This window comes from Pseudomonas sp. AC247 (genome assembly GCF_979258015.1).
Map to the genome: position 1 here is coordinate 4,399,849 of NZ_OZ409829.1, position 17,593 is coordinate 4,417,441.

General features: G+C 59.1%; 22 protein-coding genes. All 22 read right to left on the minus strand.

Annotation, left to right across the window (positions count from 1 at the left end):
- Positions 1 to 8: 8 nt before the first annotated feature.
- On the minus strand, positions 9 to 1,505 hold the full coding sequence (locus ACZZ0B_RS20040) for a phage tail sheath subtilisin-like domain-containing protein (RefSeq protein ID WP_158830763.1): 1,497 nt from the start codon (positions 1,503 to 1,505) through the stop codon (positions 9 to 11).
- Positions 1,505 to 1,687: a DUF2635 domain-containing protein gene (locus ACZZ0B_RS20045; protein WP_008077130.1), complete on the minus strand. Its 183-nt coding sequence runs from the start codon at positions 1,685 to 1,687 to the stop codon at positions 1,505 to 1,507. Before ACZZ0B_RS20045 ends, ACZZ0B_RS20040 begins: the two co-directional genes overlap by 1 nt.
- On the minus strand, positions 1,684 to 2,268 hold the full coding sequence (locus ACZZ0B_RS20050) for a phage tail terminator protein (protein ID WP_463546073.1): 585 nt from the start codon (positions 2,266 to 2,268) through the stop codon (positions 1,684 to 1,686). Before ACZZ0B_RS20050 ends, ACZZ0B_RS20045 begins: the two co-directional genes overlap by 4 nt.
- A 150-nt stretch (positions 2,269 to 2,418) precedes the next feature.
- The gene (locus tag ACZZ0B_RS20055) at positions 2,419 to 3,444 is read right to left on the minus strand and encodes a phage late control D family protein (RefSeq protein WP_463546074.1); all 1,026 of its coding nucleotides are present in this window, start codon (positions 3,442 to 3,444) and stop codon (positions 2,419 to 2,421) included.
- Positions 3,445 to 3,453: 9 nt separating this feature from the next.
- A complete protein-coding gene (locus ACZZ0B_RS20060) occupies positions 3,454 to 3,666 on the minus strand; it encodes a tail protein X (protein ID WP_440093518.1) in 213 nt (70 codons plus the stop codon).
- Complete coding sequence (locus ACZZ0B_RS20065; protein ID WP_440093516.1) at positions 3,659 to 4,042, minus strand: phage tail protein; 384 nt, start codon at positions 4,040 to 4,042, stop codon at positions 3,659 to 3,661. Before ACZZ0B_RS20065 ends, ACZZ0B_RS20060 begins: the two co-directional genes overlap by 8 nt.
- Positions 4,042 to 6,222 carry a phage tail tape measure protein gene (locus tag ACZZ0B_RS20070; RefSeq protein ID WP_463546075.1) on the minus strand — a complete coding sequence of 727 codons (2,181 nt, stop codon included), beginning with the start codon at positions 6,220 to 6,222 and terminating at the stop codon, positions 4,042 to 4,044. Before ACZZ0B_RS20070 ends, ACZZ0B_RS20065 begins: the two co-directional genes overlap by 1 nt.
- 128 nt (positions 6,223 to 6,350) lie before the next feature.
- The gene (locus ACZZ0B_RS20075; protein WP_463546076.1) at positions 6,351 to 6,932 is read right to left on the minus strand and encodes a phage tail assembly protein; all 582 of its coding nucleotides are present in this window, start codon (positions 6,930 to 6,932) and stop codon (positions 6,351 to 6,353) included.
- Positions 6,933 to 7,088: 156 nt separating this feature from the next.
- Positions 7,089 to 7,595 (minus strand): phage major tail tube protein, encoded by a 507-nt coding sequence (locus ACZZ0B_RS20080; protein ID WP_008077119.1) that lies wholly within the window; start codon positions 7,593 to 7,595, stop codon positions 7,089 to 7,091.
- Positions 7,595 to 8,761, minus strand: coding sequence for a phage tail sheath protein (locus ACZZ0B_RS20085; RefSeq protein WP_463546077.1), 1,167 nt, complete (start codon positions 8,759 to 8,761; stop codon positions 7,595 to 7,597). Before ACZZ0B_RS20085 ends, ACZZ0B_RS20080 begins: the two co-directional genes overlap by 1 nt.
- Before the next feature lie 2 nt (positions 8,762 to 8,763).
- A complete protein-coding gene (locus ACZZ0B_RS20090) occupies positions 8,764 to 8,949 on the minus strand; it encodes a hypothetical protein (protein WP_008077116.1) in 186 nt (61 codons plus the stop codon).
- Between the two features lie 101 nt (positions 8,950 to 9,050).
- A complete protein-coding gene (locus ACZZ0B_RS20095; RefSeq protein ID WP_463546078.1) occupies positions 9,051 to 9,596 on the minus strand; it encodes a DUF4376 domain-containing protein in 546 nt (181 codons plus the stop codon).
- A 9-nt stretch (positions 9,597 to 9,605) separates the two neighbouring features.
- Positions 9,606 to 11,513 carry a phage tail-collar fiber domain-containing protein gene (locus ACZZ0B_RS20100; protein WP_463546079.1) on the minus strand — a complete coding sequence of 636 codons (1,908 nt, stop codon included), beginning with the start codon at positions 11,511 to 11,513 and terminating at the stop codon, positions 9,606 to 9,608.
- Complete coding sequence (locus tag ACZZ0B_RS20105) at positions 11,514 to 12,149, minus strand: phage tail protein I (protein WP_463546080.1); 636 nt, start codon at positions 12,147 to 12,149, stop codon at positions 11,514 to 11,516.
- Positions 12,146 to 13,141: a baseplate J/gp47 family protein gene (locus ACZZ0B_RS20110; protein WP_463546081.1), complete on the minus strand. Its 996-nt coding sequence runs from the start codon at positions 13,139 to 13,141 to the stop codon at positions 12,146 to 12,148. The genes ACZZ0B_RS20105 and ACZZ0B_RS20110 overlap by 4 nt, the downstream gene beginning before the upstream one ends.
- Complete coding sequence (locus tag ACZZ0B_RS20115; protein ID WP_008077111.1) at positions 13,138 to 13,470, minus strand: hypothetical protein; 333 nt, start codon at positions 13,468 to 13,470, stop codon at positions 13,138 to 13,140. Before ACZZ0B_RS20115 ends, ACZZ0B_RS20110 begins: the two co-directional genes overlap by 4 nt.
- Positions 13,471 to 13,484: 14 nt before the next feature.
- Positions 13,485 to 14,093 carry a phage baseplate assembly protein V gene (locus ACZZ0B_RS20120; RefSeq protein WP_463546082.1) on the minus strand — a complete coding sequence of 203 codons (609 nt, stop codon included), beginning with the start codon at positions 14,091 to 14,093 and terminating at the stop codon, positions 13,485 to 13,487.
- 3 nt (positions 14,094 to 14,096) lie between these two features.
- A complete protein-coding gene (locus ACZZ0B_RS20125; protein WP_401168291.1) occupies positions 14,097 to 14,618 on the minus strand; it encodes a hypothetical protein in 522 nt (173 codons plus the stop codon).
- A gap of 70 nt (positions 14,619 to 14,688) precedes the next feature.
- A complete protein-coding gene (locus ACZZ0B_RS20130; RefSeq protein WP_077571337.1) occupies positions 14,689 to 15,027 on the minus strand; it encodes a phage holin family protein in 339 nt (112 codons plus the stop codon).
- Positions 15,028 to 15,161: 134 nt separating this feature from the next.
- Positions 15,162 to 15,482, minus strand: coding sequence for a tail fiber assembly protein (locus tag ACZZ0B_RS20135; protein WP_463546083.1), 321 nt, complete (start codon positions 15,480 to 15,482; stop codon positions 15,162 to 15,164).
- Between the two features lie 161 nt (positions 15,483 to 15,643).
- Complete coding sequence (locus tag ACZZ0B_RS20140; protein ID WP_463546084.1) at positions 15,644 to 16,066, minus strand: tail fiber assembly protein; 423 nt, start codon at positions 16,064 to 16,066, stop codon at positions 15,644 to 15,646.
- Positions 16,067 to 16,617: 551 nt separating this feature from the next.
- Entirely contained in the window at positions 16,618 to 17,352 is a 735-nt protein-coding gene (locus tag ACZZ0B_RS20145) for a LexA family transcriptional regulator (protein WP_008077103.1), read from the minus strand.
- Positions 17,353 to 17,593: the final 241 nt, after the last annotated feature.

A 17,593-nucleotide genomic window follows, 5' to 3' on the forward strand; every position in this document is an offset into this window, starting at 1 on the left:
CGCGCTGATCAAGCCGCGTCGTCGTACTGCAGACGGAATTGGTTGAGCAGTGCGAACACGCGCAGACCGTTGATGTAATCCGGCGGGAACAGCACGTTCACGCGGCTCGGGTCCTGCACGTCGCGCTCGACGATCAGGTGCTCGGCGAACAGCTCGGCGTTCTCGACATGGCCTTCCAGTTCAAGCTTGGCGTACTGCGCAATCAACTCGCCGCGAATGGTGCTCGGGGTGACGATCGGCTGGCCGGCGCCGAAACGCGTGCCGTCGGAGGCCAGTTTGTGCCGGCCGTATTTGCTGGTGATCACGCTTTGCAGACGACGGACGATGAACGCCGACTGGTGCATGGTTTCGCTGTCCAGATAGGAGTTGTCGGCCTGGCCGTAAGCGTTTTTCTGGTAGGTGGTGATCGAGCGCTGGATGCGCACGTAGCCGCCTTCGTAGTAAGCGGTGGCGATGCCGTAGTTGAGCAGCGACTGACGCTCGGTCAGGGTGAAGCGTTCGCTGGCCGGTGCCGGATCAACACCCGGCAGGCTGCCGCTTTGCGTCGGACGGCTGGCGTCGGCGGAGATGAACACGGCGGTGCGTGCAGCCAGTGCGGCAGCTTGTACCCAGAACGGTTGCGGAACGCCCGGCTCCAGCGCCTGAATGGTCATGTGCTGGTCGTTGCGTGCCTGGCCGGCAGCAACCAGAGTGCCGACGGTGCCGCGCTTGGCGCTGTAGACGTGACCGAACAATTGCTTGGCCCACGACCAGCGACCGGTGCTGTCATCCATGACGGCTTGCCAGGTATTGAGCGTCGACAGATCGGACCATGGCAACGCGATGAATTCGAATGGCTCATCACCCAGTGCGGCGATCGCTTCAACCTGATCCGGCACACCGGCGCCGCCGGTCATGGCGGTGATGGCGCTGGTCAGGCCGGCCGGGGTTTCTTCGCCGTTGCTCTTGCCCAGGCGATTGAATTGCAGGCTGATGTCGTTGCCGCTGTCGCCAGTCCATTTGGCGTTCAGGGTGACTACGCCTTCGGCAACGGCAGCGCTCACCGGCAGGTCGGCCGTGGCGTTGATTTTCTGCGCCAGCGCCGTGGCTGCCTGAGCAGCGGTTGCGCCGTTGACTACGGTAGCCTGCACCCGCACGCCGCCGACGTAGAGATTGAGCAGACCGGCCTGGGTCGCGGTGCCGGTGAGGGTCAACACGCCTTTGGCGATGGCGCCTTCGGTGTTGTGCAGCGGCAGGCACCAGATCTCGCCGATCGGGTCAGCCTTGCGGAAAGTCTCGTACATCGAGGCAAGCATCGAGCCTTGGCCACCGATGCTTTTAGCCAGTGCAACGCTGGAGACCAGTACCAGTTTGCCGACCTCGGTCGGGGCAATGTTGTCGTTGACCTGAGCGACGATCAACCGACGCAGAGTCGAACTCGCGCTATTGGCAGCCGAATTGTCCATTTCGGCATAGAACAGCGGTACACGAATGTCCGCGGGGATGTTGCTGAATCCGATCGCCATTATTTGGCTCCCTGTGGTTTAGCCGCTTTTGCGGTTTTGATTGTGATATCGCCGTCGGCCAGACGCCGGCGCCACCAGGCGCTGTCCAGCACTTCACGGCCTTCGAGCGGCAGCAGATCGCCGGCCTCCGGGTCAGGTACGACACGGCCGGCGGCCGGCAGTACGGTGATGCGATTGCTCATGGGGTTACGTCTCCAGAGAAAGTCAGTTCCACGCGCCCATCGGGGCCCGGGCGTTGCAGGTTGGGGTCGGCGGGGTCGATCGCATCGACCCGCACGGTGGCCCCGGTAAAGGACGACAAACCGTCCAGTTCGCGTTCGTGCCAACTCTCCGCAGGCTGACTCGGCAGATTGCGGCCGAGCTGGAACTCGGCAAAAAAGCGCAGCCGATAGAACACGCGGCTGCTGTTGATCGAGACCAGTTCACCGCCGTCATAGGCGATGGCGCTGTAGTCTTTGTCCGGCTTGAACCCCACCAACGCGCGCCACAGTTCAGCGCGCAGGTCGTGCAACAGATCCAGCGCTTTTGTAGCGTCGCTGGCGTCAAGCACGAGGACGATTTCGAAGCGCTCGCGAATCGGTTGCGCGGTGAGGTTTTGTGCAGTGCTGGTGCTGGCCAGATCCGCCAGCGGCAGAACATGCGCCGAAGGCATTGGCAGATCGGGATTGCCTTGCAGCAACGCCAGATCGACGCCCACCGAAATGTGATTGGCAAGCCCAGGGCACTGCCCACGCAGCTGCGTGAGGATCGGGGTGATCTTCATGGGGATGTTCCAGAATGATGAGAATTGCGCAGGACTCATGTAGGAGTGAGCCTGCTCGCGATAGCGGACTTGCAGTCAGCGTCGATGGTGACTGACACACCGCAATCGCGAGCAGGCTCACTCCTACAAGGGATTTGTGGTGTTGAGAGATCAGTCTTCAGCCTTTGGATCGAGGCCGCTGGCATCGATCAGGCAGCGATAGCTGTTCTCGCGATTACCGCTGGCGGTGACCTTGTCGATCGACCAGCGCCCGCGCATGAAATCCGGCCAGGTATCATCGAGCAGCACCAGGCCTTCAGCGGCCAGTCGCGGATCGCCCGGGCAGGTGATCTTCACCTTGAACTTCTGCCGCAGCATTTTGCGCACTTCGCCTTCTCCCACGGCAATGGCGTCGGCTTCATTGGGTTGCTTCTGGCGGATGGTCTTGAACGGCGCAAGTCCCGTTTCGACCCAATGCAAAACGCCTGTAACAGCATCGACAAAACAGGTCTTGCAGCCCTTGGCCTGCTCGCGGGCGGCCTCTTCCAGCGTGGCGCTGATGAAAGCCTGGTCGCCGGGACGATTGTCGTGGGTGACCGACAGCGTCACATCCTGCAGTTTCTGGCCCGAGATTGATTTGATCTGACCGGGCCGCGCCAGCACATACGCATCGCCATAAGGTTTGGCGACCAGGTTGTACTTCTTCGCCAGCCGCGTCAGAAAGCCCATATCGGTTTCATTGGACTGGTCGACGTGGGCGATCTTGATCAACGACACATCCGCTGCGACACGCGATGAAAAGCCATGCTGCGACACCAGTTTGCTAAACAATTGACCGAGCGTCGTCGGTCCATGACTGGCGGTGCGGCGCTGCTTGAAGCCGGTTTCATCATCCTTGGTAAAAGGCGCTGCAGTGGCCACCAGGGTCAGGCGAAGCGGAAACAGCGTGGGCGTCAGGCGAGTGACTTTGAACTGGCCCTTGTCGACCATTTCTTCCATTTCCAGGTAACCCACCAGCAGGCCGATTTTCCCGCCGAGTTTCGGCAGCCCTTCCAGGCCTTCCAGATCAATGGTCAGGGTCAGCTGATCGGACTCGATACCGGCGGCATCAATGTGTTCCCAACTGATCAGACGCTGGTTGAGCAGATCCGCGTTTTCGCCATAAATCTGCACGACCGGGGTAAAACCCAGTGCCATACAACCTCCTTAATCCCAAGCCGTCAGCGCTTTGCTCGCGGCGGGTTTGCTGTCGAGTTCAGGCAGCACGAGCCAGATGCCAGCGGGCAGCACAGGGCCGTACTCGGCCAGAGTCGGGTTGAGCTTCCACAGGGCCTCTTCAGCAGCGTCATCGCTGCGCCCGGTTTCGCGGTAGAGCAGCAGATTCACCGAATCACCGGCCACGCTTCGGACCTTACGCATTGTTGAACTCCGCCAATTCGAGTACCCACTTGATCACCATCGCGGTGCCGTCATCGATGACCTCGCTCTGGTTTTCCTGAACGCTGTTGATCCGCCACAACCCCCAGTTGCGACCGATACCGTCAATCAACGGCAACGGCACACGCAGTGCCTGAAGAGCGCGCAATTCATCGAGCCGTTCCATGGCCACGGCGTACATCGCGGTGCCGCTGATGGTCAGGGTTTCCGGATTTTGTCCAATCTGACTGGACTTGGGTTTACTGGTGAGAATGGGCAACTGCGTCCAGCCACCGTCCGACTTCCGCGCCAGCGTGCTGTAGGCGAAGTTGCGGGACAGGCCGAAGATGAAACTGCCCAATGCCATTTGTTGTTTCATCAGGCGACTCCATCGGTCAGGGCTGCGTCACGGCGGGTGGCGAGGGGGTTGGTGCTCATCAAAGGCGTAAAGTCAGACATGAAATGTGACTGCATGACCTGCGCGACCATGGCGGTCACTTTTTCAGCGCTCACCAGGTCTCCGCCACTGAAGTGAAAGGCGGGCGCGTAGGTGACATTCTGATTCTGCTGATTTTGCGCTTGCACACTGCTCAGGCCTGCGCTGACTTCTGACGGTGGAGCAAGCTGATCGGGCGCTGGTGTTGCAAGCTTTTCACCCAGAGCGCCCCCTTCCTGACTGCCGTAAAAACTTCCGATGGCGCCGCCCAATGCACCACCGATTAACGTACCGATGCCGGGCAAAATGAATGTACCGATCGTGGCGCCAATGCTCGCGCCAGCATATCCACCGGCCAAGCCACCTGCTGCCATGCCCACCCCGCCGGCGACTTTTTTGGAATCACCTTCGGCCACGCCGTCAACGACTTTCATACCGGCTTCGACCATCGTCAACGGCATGCTCAATGGCCCTGCCACCCTGCCGAACCGGGCACCTTGACTGATCAGGCTGCGGCCTGGAGCGGAGGTCAGATATTTGGCACGATTCACGGCGGCCGTACCGAGGGATCCGGCAGTGGCCGAGAGACTGCCCAGCCCGGATCTGATGCTGGCCATTACCGGGCCTGTCCACGTGGCGGCTTGGGACGCCAATGTGCCCAGCGGCTTGCCACCCTTCAATCCTGCTGCCATCAGGATCAGCGCGCCAGCGAGTGCCGGGGCCTTTTCCGCCACCTCACTCAAACCATCGGCTGCCCCTCCGACTTTTTCCACAAGGCAGTCAAACACTGGCAGCACGGTATCGCCGGCGGATGAATAGAGTCGATCCTTCTGCGCACTGAAGATATTCCAGCGTGCCTGCGAAGTATCCGCAAGTGTCAGGGCAGTCTGATCAACCGCCCCTGTGTACTGTTTCTTATCCGCCACGAGTGCAAAGGCGCGTTGCACCTCAGCGGTATTCTCGAGCATTTGCCGAAGCGGTTGGTTGACCGTAAACAACGTTGTCGACAACGCGGATTGTTCATCGGGGGAGCGCTTCTTCAGGGCCTCGAGCAACTCCATTATCGCGCCCGGAGCATCGCCCTGCATTTTCTCGGCCATGGCTTTGGGGTCGAGCTGCAACTGAGCGAACGCCTCTTTCTGGCTTGCAGAAGCTTTATCGCCAAGTGCCAGTGTCGTCGTGATTTTCTCGAACGCTACACCCGCATCGGCCTTGTTTACCCCGGCGTTAAGCAACGCCGCAGAAAACGCCGCGGCTTGTTCGGGCGCCATTCCGGCGCCTTTTGCCGAGGTGCCGTAAGTGCCCAGAATCGAACCGATATCAGCGGCGGAAGCGGCCAATCGACTGTCGAGCAAACTGGTCGCGTCGGCGAGATCCAGGGTTTGCGCGCGATCGAGACTCATCGAGGTACGCCAGCCGATCAACAGATCCGCGGCATCCTGTGGTTTCATCTCGAACGCAGTCGCCGTGACCGCCGTGTCTCTGGTGAAATCCATCAGGTCGTTTTGCCTGGCGGCTTGATCGATATTGCCTTCGGCATCCAACCGATCATTGCCGACCCCGCCCTTGGCGCCAGCGTAGCTGATGCTTGCCAGCTCAACCGCGGTTGTACCGCCGGCAGCCACCTTTGCCTCGGTGGCCATCTTCTCCAGCGCGACCTGCAACGTTTTGCGTTGGTCGCCTTCAAGCCCGACGACCAGATCCAGCCTCGCCATCGCGGCGTCGAGATTGATGGCCGGCTGCAAAGGTTCATAAGGAGGCGTGGCGGTCCTGGCACTCGGAGTTTTTTGCTCGGCGCCAAGGACCGTACCGCCCATTTGTGCTTGTCGGTCGTTCAGTGCCTGTTGCAACGATTGCTGTGACATCAACACCGTGTGTATCGACCCCAGCACATCCCTGAGCTGAACCTGTTCGGCCGTCAACTGACGTAGTTCGGCGGTGGCATCTGCCAGCGCCAGACCAAGCCCGGCAAATACATCATCCGGTTTCGACGTCGGCTCTGAACCTGCCACATCGGCGCCTCGCGCAGACAGCGCTGGAGACCTCATGGTGGCCGTGGTGCCGGGTACTTGCACCTCATGATTGACCGTCGCGAACGTCAACCCATAGTTATCGTCTGCCATGCCGCTCTACTCCTGTTTCACGCCAAGGCGAGTGATCGCTATGTCGTAGCGGCGCAACGCCTTTTCGGCGTCCCATTCCAGAATCTCCGCCTCACTTACCGGGTAAATGAGCGGGACGATATCGAGGATTACTTCGATGTCGCGTTCCGAAAGTAGGCCGCCGGCTGGTTTAAAAAATCGTCTATGCGCACCTGCAATTGCGTCCAGTCAGGGACGGTCAACTGGGCCAGATCGGGGATCATCAGGCCGGCACAATGAGCGGTGATGAACTCGGCGCGTTCCTTGGCCGTTTTCAGTTTCTTCATCACTTTGGTGGCGCGCAGCACCGGCATTTCCAGGCTCAGCGAGGTCACGGTGCGCCCGGTCACGGCGAGCGGTTGCAACAGCTGGATCTGATCGGGATCGGCGGATTTTTCCGCGTCTTCGACCTGGTCGAGAAAGTACGCTGTCGGACGGGTCGACATCTCGTGTACGTACTGCGCGATGCTCACATAGTCCGGGCGTTTGAGCTGGTCGAGTTCCTTGACCGACAGGCCGGTGGCGAGCAGCGCCAGTTCGAAGAACTGATCATCCTCATCATCGCCGGCGCGCTCCAGCGCTTCTTTCTGTGCGGCGTAGAACAGTGGCTTGAGCTGGATCTGATTGATCTGCGAACCGTCGTCACCGGTGATGGGCGACAGCAGATCATGTTGGGGTGGCATCCACGACATGTATGAATTCCTTGGTGATTCGTTTTGAGAGTTGTTGCAGCACCGTGTAGGAGTGAGCCTGCTCGCGATAGCGTCCGACCAGCCAACATGAACGTTGACTGTGATGGCCTCATCGCGAGCAGGCTCACTCCTACAGGTTTTTTGCGGTGCGCCGGGTTACGGCATCAATACCGCGCGGCGGGCATCGCCGAGGATGTCGACGCCGTTGAGCACGAACTTCTGGGTGCGTACGTCGATGTCGATCACTGGAATGCCGTTTTCCAGACGGTTGTAGGTGCGGCAGGAGAAATCCAGGGTCGTCAGGGCTTTGCCACCCATTTTGATTGCGTCTTCACCCATGGTTTTGAGCTTGCCGCCGATGGTGTGGTAGGTGAACCAGGTGTTGCCGTCCTGATCCTGACCGGCTTCACGTACGTTCAGCAGGATGTCGTCGCCCAGCTTCACGCCCATGGCGAGCAACACTTCTGCGCCCGTACCTTGCAGCTTGATCTGAGCATTGAGCGCCTTGGCACTCTTGGCCATTTCTTCAATGATGAAACGGCCACCGGTCATGTTCTCCATCTCGAAATCAATCTTCGGCGGAGTAAATTCTTCTACTGTCGCCGACAGCGGCAGGCCTTGCAGGGTGGCCGCGATGGCCTGTCTTACGCGGTTGGTAAACATTAGAGAACGTCCTCCAGGAACTGCTCGATGATTTCATCGCGGGCGTTGAGTTGATAAACCATGTGTTCGTTCGGCGCGTAGCGGCCGTAGTCGATGACCACGTACCAGGTGCCGTTCTTGTACTTCTCGACGCTGTTGAGTTCCGGGTGCAGATAGACGCTGCCGCCAGGAATGGTTTCGTCGGCGACCAGGGTTTGCAGCCAGTCGTTGATGCGCTTGACCTCTTGATCCATGAAGGATTTGGTGAGGTTCTTGGCCATGGCTTTCTGGCCGGCCTTGACCAGCTTGCGGCTGATCGCATCTTCGAGGCCGACGTAGCTGATGAACTTGCCGGTGATCGAGCGGTTACCCAGCAGCGAGAAGCCGCCGAGCACGGTGCGGGCGTAATAGCTGACGCCGTAGCGGTTGAGCAGATCGCCTTCGGTGGAGGTGTCGAGGATGTTGTATTCAACGACCCGCGAAACGTCCTCGGCGTAGGTCACCTGATTGCCCGGGCTCTCCCACTGCTTGACCTTGGCCAGTGCGGCAATCGCCAGGCTGGAAGGCGACAGGAAGACGTTTTTCTTCGCCGCTTTCGAGTACACCGCAGGCATGTTGTGCACCACCAGGCAACGGTCGAAACCAAGATCGGCGCCGCCCAATTCCTGGCTGTACAGCACTTGATCGGCGACCGAGGCGTCCTTGCCGTCCAGCACCACACGGGCCTTGATGCGCTTCCCTAACGAGGCGAACTCGCTGGCCACCGCTTTGGTGCCGGTGAAGCCCGGCGCACCGATGATGGTCAGGTCTTCCGGGACACTGCCCAGCGCGGCCAGACCGAGCTTGCGGCCAGTCAGCGGCTCGACGCCGCCGATTACTGCGTTGACGGTGTCGGCCGGGGTTGCGCCTGCCTCGACGATCACCACGTAGACCGGCACCTTGACCACTTTGAGGATCTGGTAAACCGCGTGGTACAGCGTGCCTTCTTCCGAACCGGTCGGATCGAGCAGCGCGTGGGTAGTGAAGCTGTTGATGCGGAACGGTGCGTTACGCGGAATCAGCGGATCGGCGTTCGGCGCGGTGCCGACCAGACCGATGACGTTGTCACCCAGGCCACCCATGGCCTCGGGGGATTCGGTGGCATTGACGGTAATGCCGTTGTGCTCGAAGTTCAAAACCTCAGCCATGTTCAGTCAGCCTTCTTGGCGGCGGCCTTTTTGGCCTGGGTGGATTGGGTTTTCAGTTCCAGTCGACCGGCGAAGTGCAAGGCACTGGCCTCGACGTCGAGCAGATCGAGTTCCTGGCCGATGCTCGACCAGTGCCCACCACCGGTGGGGAATGGGACGAGCACGGTGTAGGTTTGGCGGGTTGCCATTTTTCGTTTCTCCATAAACGGGAAAGCCCCTCTTGGGGAGGGGCTTGGCGGGTGTTGAATGTTGTTGGGCGGACAATAAAACGCCCCGGGGTTCGGGGCGTTTATTGCGGCGCTGGGATTGGGGTGGCCACTGAAGAGCCAGGCCAGCCTTCCTCGAGCATTTCGTCCGAATAAGTGCCAGCCTCGACAGCTTCGAGCAGCTCCGACTCACGGTCGAAGCAAGCCTGAACGTGCGCCCTGACGGCTTTGGCAATGGCGAGAATCTGTTGCGCTCCAATTTCTACGAAGCCATCGAGTGTTTTGAAATTGCAGCGATAGTCAGGATCAAGCATCGCCGAAAGTCCGGCACCGTAGATTAGCCCTGCGCTTTCGCGCGAGGTTGCAATCGATAGACCGTCCACTGACACAACAGAATCTTCACGTTCGTAACGCTGCGCAGCGATCCTCTGCGCATAGTCAGGAGCCATTGGTGCAAAAGGTTCCTTGATAATCTCGTCGCCCACTTTTCGCCAGTGACCATCGGTTTCTTGCGTCAATCTGACAAAGAGGTTTTGATCGATTTTGACTGCTGAGGCGGGGATCGGATGGACCCCTTCAATCAGACAGGTCTGCAAGTACGAATTTTCGTCAAACAGTGCGTATTTCATGATCTCTCCTTAACTGCCCACCGCGACCCAATGGAAGACGGTGACTCCAGGAAACGTGTGTTTTCCGTAGAAAGCAGTGAGGCTTGATACGCCAACGTCGACATAGCCGTTCACTGCCGATCCCGGCGTGTAGTTCAACGTTGCATTCAGGCTGTACATGGCATTTGGAAAGGCGATCGGGTAGGCCGTGGCGATATCCGTACCACCATTTCCAGAAACCCTGCCCCACTGAATGATCAAGCCACCCAACCACGACGGGAAAACGATATAACCGTTTATATTTTTGGAAATCTGGAATCCCCAACGGAGCTTTTTCGGCGTCACGATTGTGTTGTCGTCGACACCGGCATCGGTCTGCTCTTGGGTTGCAACTTTGGCGGTCCCTTGTTTGATTTCGTTTGCTTGCAGTGCAAGAACGGCCAGCGCGGCGATATCGATATTTCCCTGATTGACCGGGGCATTCCAGGCTTTGATGCACCACATGACCGCAAGGTTGCGGGGACGGGTTTCAGTGCCGCCAGTGTTCACCGTATTCTGGGCATTCACCATCTGCATAGTGGAACCGCTATCTACTGCGGAAAGAAATGCACCTACTGAGATACTGGCTGCCGCACCATTAATATTTCCTGCCTGCCAATTACCTGCAGGATCGAAAGTCGCAGCAGTGCCATCAAAGTAGCGATGGTTGTGCGCAGCAAATGCCTCTGCCTGATAGGTGCCAATTCCCCTTCCAGCATCAACACCTCGACCATGATCCCAGCCACGCAAGAACTCACCGCGCCCATCCGGCAAACGAAAATTACCAGCCCCCTCATCGCCTTTGTTGTACTTGCCTGCTAGATAAGTATTCAGATCAGGATAAAGAGCGGCACTCTTCACGCTGCTATCCAGCTCAAGAAACCCAACCGGCGGGATAGCCCCCGGGAACGCAACGATGGTACCTACCGGTAGCATCGAAGCATTGGCAATCATCCCCTCGATTTCAGTTTTGGTGTAGGTATCCTTGATACCAAACCCAGCCAGCGTTGCAGGGTTTTCACCCGCCGTCGCCCGGCCATATTCATCAACGGTCAGGCTCTTGTAAGTCCCAGCCGCAATCCCGGTACGCCCAGCCAGCATCTTGAACGTCAGCGCGGTCGTGCCGAGGGTAATCGGCGCATTGGTGGTCAGGTGCCACAACGAATCTCCGTTCGCCGTGCCCTCCTCGACCATGACCGTCAGACCCGGCGTAACCTTGGCGTTACTGTTGGCATCGCTCGCCCGTACCCAGTCGCCATTGGCAACGATCCACAGGCCGTTGTCCTTGGCCAGCGTCTGGTTCGGCAACAGCACACGGTCACCGGCAATCACCGCGACACCGTCGATCTGCTGCGCGCCGTTCAACACGACATTGCCCGTCGCAGCGACACGTACCGATTGCTTGCCATCAAGTTTGCCGAGTTCTTCGGCGAGATAACTCATGACCCAGGCACGCGTGGCTTTGACCACGGTGTCATCGATCAACAACGTCACCAGCGACGCATTGCTCGTCTCGAAAATCGAACGAATGTAGAACTCTTTACCCGAACCCGACGTCGCCAGCACCGGTTTGAACGACTCCGGATATTTGACGATGGCGTAAAGAATCCCAGTGTCAGTCCACAGCCCTGCTTCCCGCACATACCAACCGCCAACATCCGGCGGAATGGTCACTTCGGCAAGCAACCAGCTCGGATTCTTCTCGTCCTGGAACAACGCATTGAGCGGGCCGCGCCAGACTTCGCGTTTCAGCGCGGTGGCGGTCGCGGCCGGGTTGTAGACCGAGCCGCCGCCGTCACCGACGGAAATCTGCGTCAACTTGATCGGCGTGCCCGCCGCCTTGCACGCCGTTTCGTAGGCAATCCCTGCGTTGGTGAGCAGGGTGTAATAGTCAGCCATTCAGGCCCCCTGAGGATAAATAGTGGATGTTTCGACGGTGTACATACCGGCAGCCATGAACGCCTCTCCCGAGGTTTCCAGCCCTTCGATGAACACCGGATAAATCGTGGTCAGTTCGCCGCAGAAGGTCGCGGCGCCGATGACGTGATTGCCAAACGCGCTGAGGCCAACCGAGACCGTCAGCACATCCCGTTCGCTTTTAGCATCGGCCAGACGTCGATCGAGACGGGCATCGATTTCTTCGCTGTAGGGTTGCTCGCTGAAGGCTCGTACGGAAAAACTGTAAGGCGCACCGGGCGGCGTCTGTTCGTACCATGCGCGGATTTCCGGGCGTAGTTGCAAACCCTTGGCGGCGTTTTCCAGCGCCTTGCGAGTGCCGGCCTGGCGCGCGGTGGGCCAGGCGAGTTCGACGGTCAGGCGTTTTTCGGCTTGCGGCGCGTCGGTGCTCCATTCAGCAACACCGCGATCCGCCGCCAGATACGGCAGAAAATCGGCGGGTGTTTCTGCAGGATTCATCAGCTCGGGAAACGGCGGTGCAATGCGATCAAGCAAGGCACCAAAGCCCAGATCCAGGCCTCGTTCGAGGGCCGAACTGTTGGCTGGCAGCAGCGTTGCACGCTGAGTTTTGTCACTCATAGCGTCAGCACCTCGACCTCGACCGCCGTGCAAAACGGAGCCTGAAACGCAGTGGTCACGATTGGCGCCAGCGGTTCGAGAATCTGTAATTGCACAGCGCCGGCGCTGTGCAGCGTGTAGTCGATCCAGCTCGGATCAACGCGGCCTTCGAGGCGATGACAGCTGTCGGCGTAAGCCTGCAACTGCGCTTGCGCAGCAACTTTGGTCAGGCCCGAATCGGGGCCGGAATTGATCTTGGCGACGACGCGGATCTTGTAGCGCTGGATGTCGGCGCCTTGCACGGTCACGAGGTCGGTTTCAGGTCGCACGTCAGGTCGGGCGAAGTGCTGGCGAACGCCGTCAAGCAACACTTCGGACGGCGTGCCGTCACCTTCACGCGAAAGCACAGTGACCTGCACTTCGCCGGGGGCCGTGCGCCGACCATTGCCATCCTTGACCTGTGCGGCGAGGCCGTCCGGGTTGAAGGTGTAGGTGACGTTGACCACGCCGGCATCGGTGGACTCGACTTGCACCGTCGGCCGTTCGCCGAGCGTAAAGACCTCACGTCGATACTGCATCCGCGAGCCCGCCGCAGGAGCGTGCGGCGCCAGGTAATAACGCAGCCGAGCGTCGTCATCACTTTCATAAATCGCCGGCACTGGCGGGAATGCCGCCGGGTCGCCAGGATCGAGCAGTTGCCGCTCAAGGCCCATGTCCGCCAGTCGTGCATCGAGGTTGCTGCCGGTCGCCCACCACGCCAGCATCTGCTTGATGCGTGCGTTGTATTTGCGTTCGTGGGTTTGCAACCGGACACAGAAAGCCTCAAGCGCCAGGGTCAGCAATTCGCTTTCGTTGTCCAGGCTGGTCTTGAGTTTCGCCGCACTGTCCGGAGATCGCGCACCGACGTATTCGATGACGAAAGTCTTGAACTCGGCGAGCAAGTCTTCGAACGCTTCGACGGTGATCAGCGCGGGTTCGGCCAATTGGTTCTGACCGGGGATCAACATGCTCATGTCACGACCTCGAAGGTTTGTTGACGGTTTTTCCAGGTGCCGGCGAATCGCAGCAGCAGACCGGCGCCCTGACGACTGGCAACGATCACTTGCGGCTGAAAATCATCGATGCCGTTTTGCTTGTTGTAGAACGCTTGCGCCGCGTGGCTCTGGGCCAGAAGCAGAACGTCATCACCGAGGTTGTGCCCCAGCAGCGTGGGGATCAGCGATCCGTACAGGGGCCGTTTTTGCCGGGTGCCCAGCGGCGTGGTCAAGGCCCGGGTCGCGCGCTGCACAAACTGCAGCCAATCGTCGACCGTAGCCCCGCTGTCTCTATCGATTCCGATCATGGAAGGCTCTTGAATCAGGGGCTGATGACGCGGCCCTGGTGATCGACCAACGGGCCGCTGAAGTGCACGCCCGAGCCGTCAATGGTCAGGCCGACGGCACCCAGTTGCAGGGTGATCAGTTGAGGAGTCAGCGCCAGCCGCGCCGGGCCGATGCTCAGTTCCAGCGACTCGCGAGAACCGCTGAAGGCCGCCGGGCCGTTCTGCCAGTGCAGAGTGTGGGTGGCGTCGTCGTAGCCGCTTTCGCTGCCGTCGACATGCACTCGACGGGTCAGCGTCGGCACTGTTGACGCTGGCGGAAAGCGCTCACTGTTCAAGCCGAACAACGCCACGCTCTGCGCGCCGCTTTCGCCGCTGCCGTAGTTGAACAGCAGACACTGCTCGCCCACTGTCGGAATCCGCGACTCGCTCTGCGCGCCGGCACTCGGGTTGAAGAATTTGATGGCCGGCGTCAGCAAGCCACCGTGGCTGACCTGGCAGGTGTTGCTCGCGGCATCGACCGACTGGCAAATGCCAATGCGACAGAAGCTTTCGGCGCGGCGGTGCAGGTCGTCGATTTCCGCTTCCATTTCGGCCAGGCGTTCGATGATCGGGCCCAGTTGCATGCGCAGTAATGCGTCGAACATCGGTCAGGCCTCCAGCGCGGTGTATTGGTCTGGATCGTCGATGTTGCTGACTTCCCAGGTGCGGGCGAATTTCGGTGTGCCGAGGGGATCGTCGAGCAAGGTCGGGCCGAGGTAGAGGGTCTGGTTGAACGTCAGTGTCCAGGCCTTGAATTGCTGGTCGGCGCGAATGAGCATGGACGGCAAACCATCCATGTTCATCGGCAGATCGCATTGATCGCCCGGCAGGCTCCAGCGATTGTCGGTGATCAGAGTCTTCAGTACAGCGATCAGATCGCAGGCGGCAAAGGCACTGGCCGATAGCGCCGGTACAACTTGCAGCGACAACGTCAGAACATGAGCGATACGCCCATCTGCGGCACGCTGTCCTGATGCATTTCGGTCGAAGTCGATCAACACCCAAGCCTGATCGCCCGGTGCAGTGAAATCATCGTGATTGCCGACATTGATGTTGAGCCCGGCAGTGTTGCGCAGCGTCGTCGCGATGGCTGTGAACAGTTGCGACGGCTGCTGGATCGGTGTGGGCATACATGACCTCCTTTTCAATCGTCCACGCGCAACCCTGCCGCCCAAAGGGCGGCACGAATCACATTTGAGGTTAAGGCTGGTCGCGGGGTGGCACTTCGCAGACGCCGATGCGTTTGGCGGCCCAGCGTTCGTACAGTCCGATGGCCACATCAGCCCCGGCCATTGCGGTGAGGCAGCCGAAGGCGCCAGCGGCCCAAATCGACATGCCAGCGGCATACAGCAGCATGATTGCCGACACGCCGCAGATCATGCAGGCACCGGAGCGCAGGGCCAGACGCCGTAACAGCGGCCAGCCACGAGCACCCTCCTTGTCGGCGCGCCACATTTCGCCGGACACCCCGCCTACGACGGCGAGCAGGATGACCAGCCAGATCGGCATGTCCGCCAACGCTTGTTGCTCGTTTGTCATGTCACGCCTCCGGGAGTGTTGGATGAGTGGTGTGTGTTGGGTTCAATCGTTTTCTCTTGAGGTAGGCATTCCAAAAAGCCCGGCGCAGGGCCGGGCTTTTCAGTAATGCAGACCAGAACAATCAGACCGACGACTCAGGCCAGAGAAAAAGGTACGGTTGGCCAAACGACGGTGTATGGATAACCCGCCTGATTCTTGAAACCGCACACGGCAACGACGTATTGCTTGTAAGCCAGTAACGCCGCCTCTTCGTCTGGCGTTGCGATACCCAGATCTTTCTTGTAATCGAACGGGTTGAAGGTCAGCCAGCCTTTGGCATCGGACAGCCGTTGAGTCGCAACGAATTTGACTTCAGCCGCCACCTCCTCATAGGTAGGTGCATGCAAATCCCACTGGTTGTTGACCAATGTGGCATTCCATCCGACCGCGACGTCAGGGTTACCGGTGATATCCACCCATCCCCCCCACAAACCATCGGGAGGACTGACCGGCATCCCGTCATTGGTCTCAATGACCTAGTAAACCTTGAAACTGCTCATTGAGATAAAAGCGTATCGATTCATGCGTTTCTCCTCGGGTTGCGTGCGCATCGGGATCAACCGATGCGCTGCACTCTTCAGTAAGGGGCAACTGGCCAGACGATCGTCGCCGGGTAGCCCGGTTGTTTGTCGATGTCGCTGACGGCAATCGAATAGAGCTTGTGAGCCAACAACTTTGACTGCTCTTCAGGCGTGGCGACGTTGATGTCAGCCTTGAACTGCAAGGAGTTGAGCAGCAGCCAGTTGGCCGCGCCGTTCAACAATTGCCATTTCTGCAATTGCGCTTGATCGATCAGCTCTTGCTCGGTCGGTGGTGGCGGCACGTAGGCGGCGAATGTCCAGACACCGTCGGTTTTGGTTGCGACCCAACCCAGTTGCACTTCGGGGTGGTCGGTCACTTCTGCCCAGATGATGCTGGGGTGAAACATTTGCGTGATGTCACCGTCCGTTTCGAAGAACTCGACGATTCGATCCTGATCAACACGTCCATATCGGCGCATGGTGTTTTCCTTTTCAGAGTGGCTGGTTGAACGACTTGTCGACATGCAATGCCCGTGGCAATGGATGGCGATATTTGAGCCTCAGGCAGGCATTCCAAAAAGCCCGGCGACGATGCACCGGGCTTTTCAGTAATGCGCTCCTTCGCCTTCCTTCAAATCCTGTGCTCAAGAAGGAAGCTGACTTTTCGGCGCTACTGGCGCGGTACGAGTCCATTCAAATTGTTTTTCCGACCGCGGTCCCTGCCCGCCGGATAACTGCTTCTGGTGCTTTACGCTGCACACCCGGGTCAGTTGCCAACCCTCTGAACCGTTGAGGCCGGTTCATCGCTGCCTGTTCTTGTGGAACTAAAGAGCTTGTCTTGCCAGCCACTTTGTCGAGCGGCTTGGTGACAAGGATATGCATGGATGCATATACAGTCAATGCGTAAATGCATTTATTTATGCACAATAAATGCGCGAATGCATGAAAGCCCCGCCACTGAAGGGTTTGCCGGTTTCGTCCAGGCGAAAAAAAACCCGCCGAGGGGCGGGCTTATCTGAAAACGGTTGGGTTAACGGGCGTACATGCCCCACCAGAAGACGTGACCGAGGATGACGATCTGCTCTTCCTGGATTTCCTGGAAGCTGTAGTCCTCATCCGGGTGCTCATCGCGATTGAAGCTGCGCAGGCGGATGCCGGTAGGCAGGCGATAAAGCTGCTTAACGCGCAGCTGGCCATTGTGATTGATCGCATACAGGTCGCCATCGATGATGTCGCCGATGCCGCACTTGCCCGCATTCACACCGACAGTGGCGCCATCACGCAACACCGGCAACATACTGTTGCCGCGCACCGTCACGCATTTGGCCTGGTCGAACTGCACACCGTTATGGCGCAGGCTGCGCTTGCCAAAGCGCAGGCTGGAGCGCTCGCTCTCTTCAATGACGAATCTTCCTGATCCAGCAGCCAATTCAACCTCGCGAAGAAACGGCACCGACACCTCGTCGTCATCGACAGGGGTGTCGTCGTCCCACAGCATTATGTCCTTGAGTTCCGCGTGTACGTCATCACGTACGGCACCGGCCGACGGCGCGACATCCGCGCGCCCGCGCAATTGATCGGTGCTCACGGCGAAGTACTCGGCGATCTTCGAAATGTGTTTATCCGAAGGATCGACGATCTTCCCGCTGAGAATCCGCGAGAGAGTGGATTGAGGCACGCCGGTGCGACGGTGGAGCTCCGTAGGGGAGATCCCGTGCTGGTCGAGCAGTGCTCTTAAGACGGAGGATACGTTGCGTTTTTGCATAACGCGCATAGTGCTTGAACTCTTTTGCGAACACAAATGCTGATTTGCATAAATAACGCATAAAGACTCATCGGCACCCAATCGTTTCACGGCTGCGACGTCCCAATAAGCCGTGGTAACCTAGCGCCAACTAGGAAACTTCCTACAAGTCCATCAGAACAATCTTATTTAAATCCAGCCTCCTTCAGATTCGACGCTGAAACGATTTCAGCCCGGAACAAGCAACTGTCGCCTGTGGCCC

Excerpts from the sequence above, each read along its gene's own strand:
- ACZZ0B_RS20040 (WP_158830763.1), bottom strand. The coding sequence starts at position 1,505 with ATGGCGATCGGATTCAGCAACATCCCCGCGGACATTCGTGTACCGCTG.
- ACZZ0B_RS20045 (WP_008077130.1), bottom strand. The coding sequence starts at position 1,687 with ATGAGCAATCGCATCACCGTACTGCCGGCCGCCGGCCGTGTCGTACCT.
- ACZZ0B_RS20050 (WP_463546073.1), bottom strand. The coding sequence starts at position 2,268 with ATGAAGATCACCCCGATCCTCACGCAGCTGCGTGGGCAGTGCCCTGGG.
- ACZZ0B_RS20055 (WP_463546074.1), bottom strand. The coding sequence starts at position 3,444 with ATGGCACTGGGTTTTACCCCGGTCGTGCAGATTTATGGCGAAAACGCG.
- ACZZ0B_RS20060 (WP_440093518.1), bottom strand. The coding sequence starts at position 3,666 with ATGCGTAAGGTCCGAAGCGTGGCCGGTGATTCGGTGAATCTGCTGCTC.
- ACZZ0B_RS20065 (WP_440093516.1), bottom strand. The coding sequence starts at position 4,042 with ATGAAACAACAAATGGCATTGGGCAGTTTCATCTTCGGCCTGTCCCGC.
- ACZZ0B_RS20070 (WP_463546075.1), bottom strand. The coding sequence starts at position 6,222 with ATGGCAGACGATAACTATGGGTTGACGTTCGCGACGGTCAATCATGAG.
- ACZZ0B_RS20075 (WP_463546076.1), bottom strand. The coding sequence starts at position 6,932 with ATGTCGTGGATGCCACCCCAACATGATCTGCTGTCGCCCATCACCGGT.
- ACZZ0B_RS20080 (WP_008077119.1), bottom strand. The coding sequence starts at position 7,595 with ATGTTTACCAACCGCGTAAGACAGGCCATCGCGGCCACCCTGCAAGGC.
- ACZZ0B_RS20085 (WP_463546077.1), bottom strand. The coding sequence starts at position 8,761 with ATGGCTGAGGTTTTGAACTTCGAGCACAACGGCATTACCGTCAATGCC.
- ACZZ0B_RS20090 (WP_008077116.1), bottom strand. The coding sequence starts at position 8,949 with ATGGCAACCCGCCAAACCTACACCGTGCTCGTCCCATTCCCCACCGGT.
- ACZZ0B_RS20095 (WP_463546078.1), bottom strand. The coding sequence starts at position 9,596 with ATGAAATACGCACTGTTTGACGAAAATTCGTACTTGCAGACCTGTCTG.
- ACZZ0B_RS20100 (WP_463546079.1), bottom strand. The coding sequence starts at position 11,513 with ATGGCTGACTATTACACCCTGCTCACCAACGCAGGGATTGCCTACGAA.
- ACZZ0B_RS20105 (WP_463546080.1), bottom strand. The coding sequence starts at position 12,149 with ATGAGTGACAAAACTCAGCGTGCAACGCTGCTGCCAGCCAACAGTTCG.
- ACZZ0B_RS20110 (WP_463546081.1), bottom strand. The coding sequence starts at position 13,141 with ATGAGCATGTTGATCCCCGGTCAGAACCAATTGGCCGAACCCGCGCTG.
- ACZZ0B_RS20115 (WP_008077111.1), bottom strand. The coding sequence starts at position 13,470 with ATGATCGGAATCGATAGAGACAGCGGGGCTACGGTCGACGATTGGCTG.
- ACZZ0B_RS20120 (WP_463546082.1), bottom strand. The coding sequence starts at position 14,093 with ATGTTCGACGCATTACTGCGCATGCAACTGGGCCCGATCATCGAACGC.
- ACZZ0B_RS20125 (WP_401168291.1), bottom strand. The coding sequence starts at position 14,618 with ATGCCCACACCGATCCAGCAGCCGTCGCAACTGTTCACAGCCATCGCG.
- ACZZ0B_RS20130 (WP_077571337.1), bottom strand. The coding sequence starts at position 15,027 with ATGACAAACGAGCAACAAGCGTTGGCGGACATGCCGATCTGGCTGGTC.
- ACZZ0B_RS20140 (WP_463546084.1), bottom strand. The coding sequence starts at position 16,066 with ATGCGCCGATATGGACGTGTTGATCAGGATCGAATCGTCGAGTTCTTC.
- ACZZ0B_RS20145 (WP_008077103.1), bottom strand. The coding sequence starts at position 17,352 with ATGCAAAAACGCAACGTATCCTCCGTCTTAAGAGCACTGCTCGACCAG.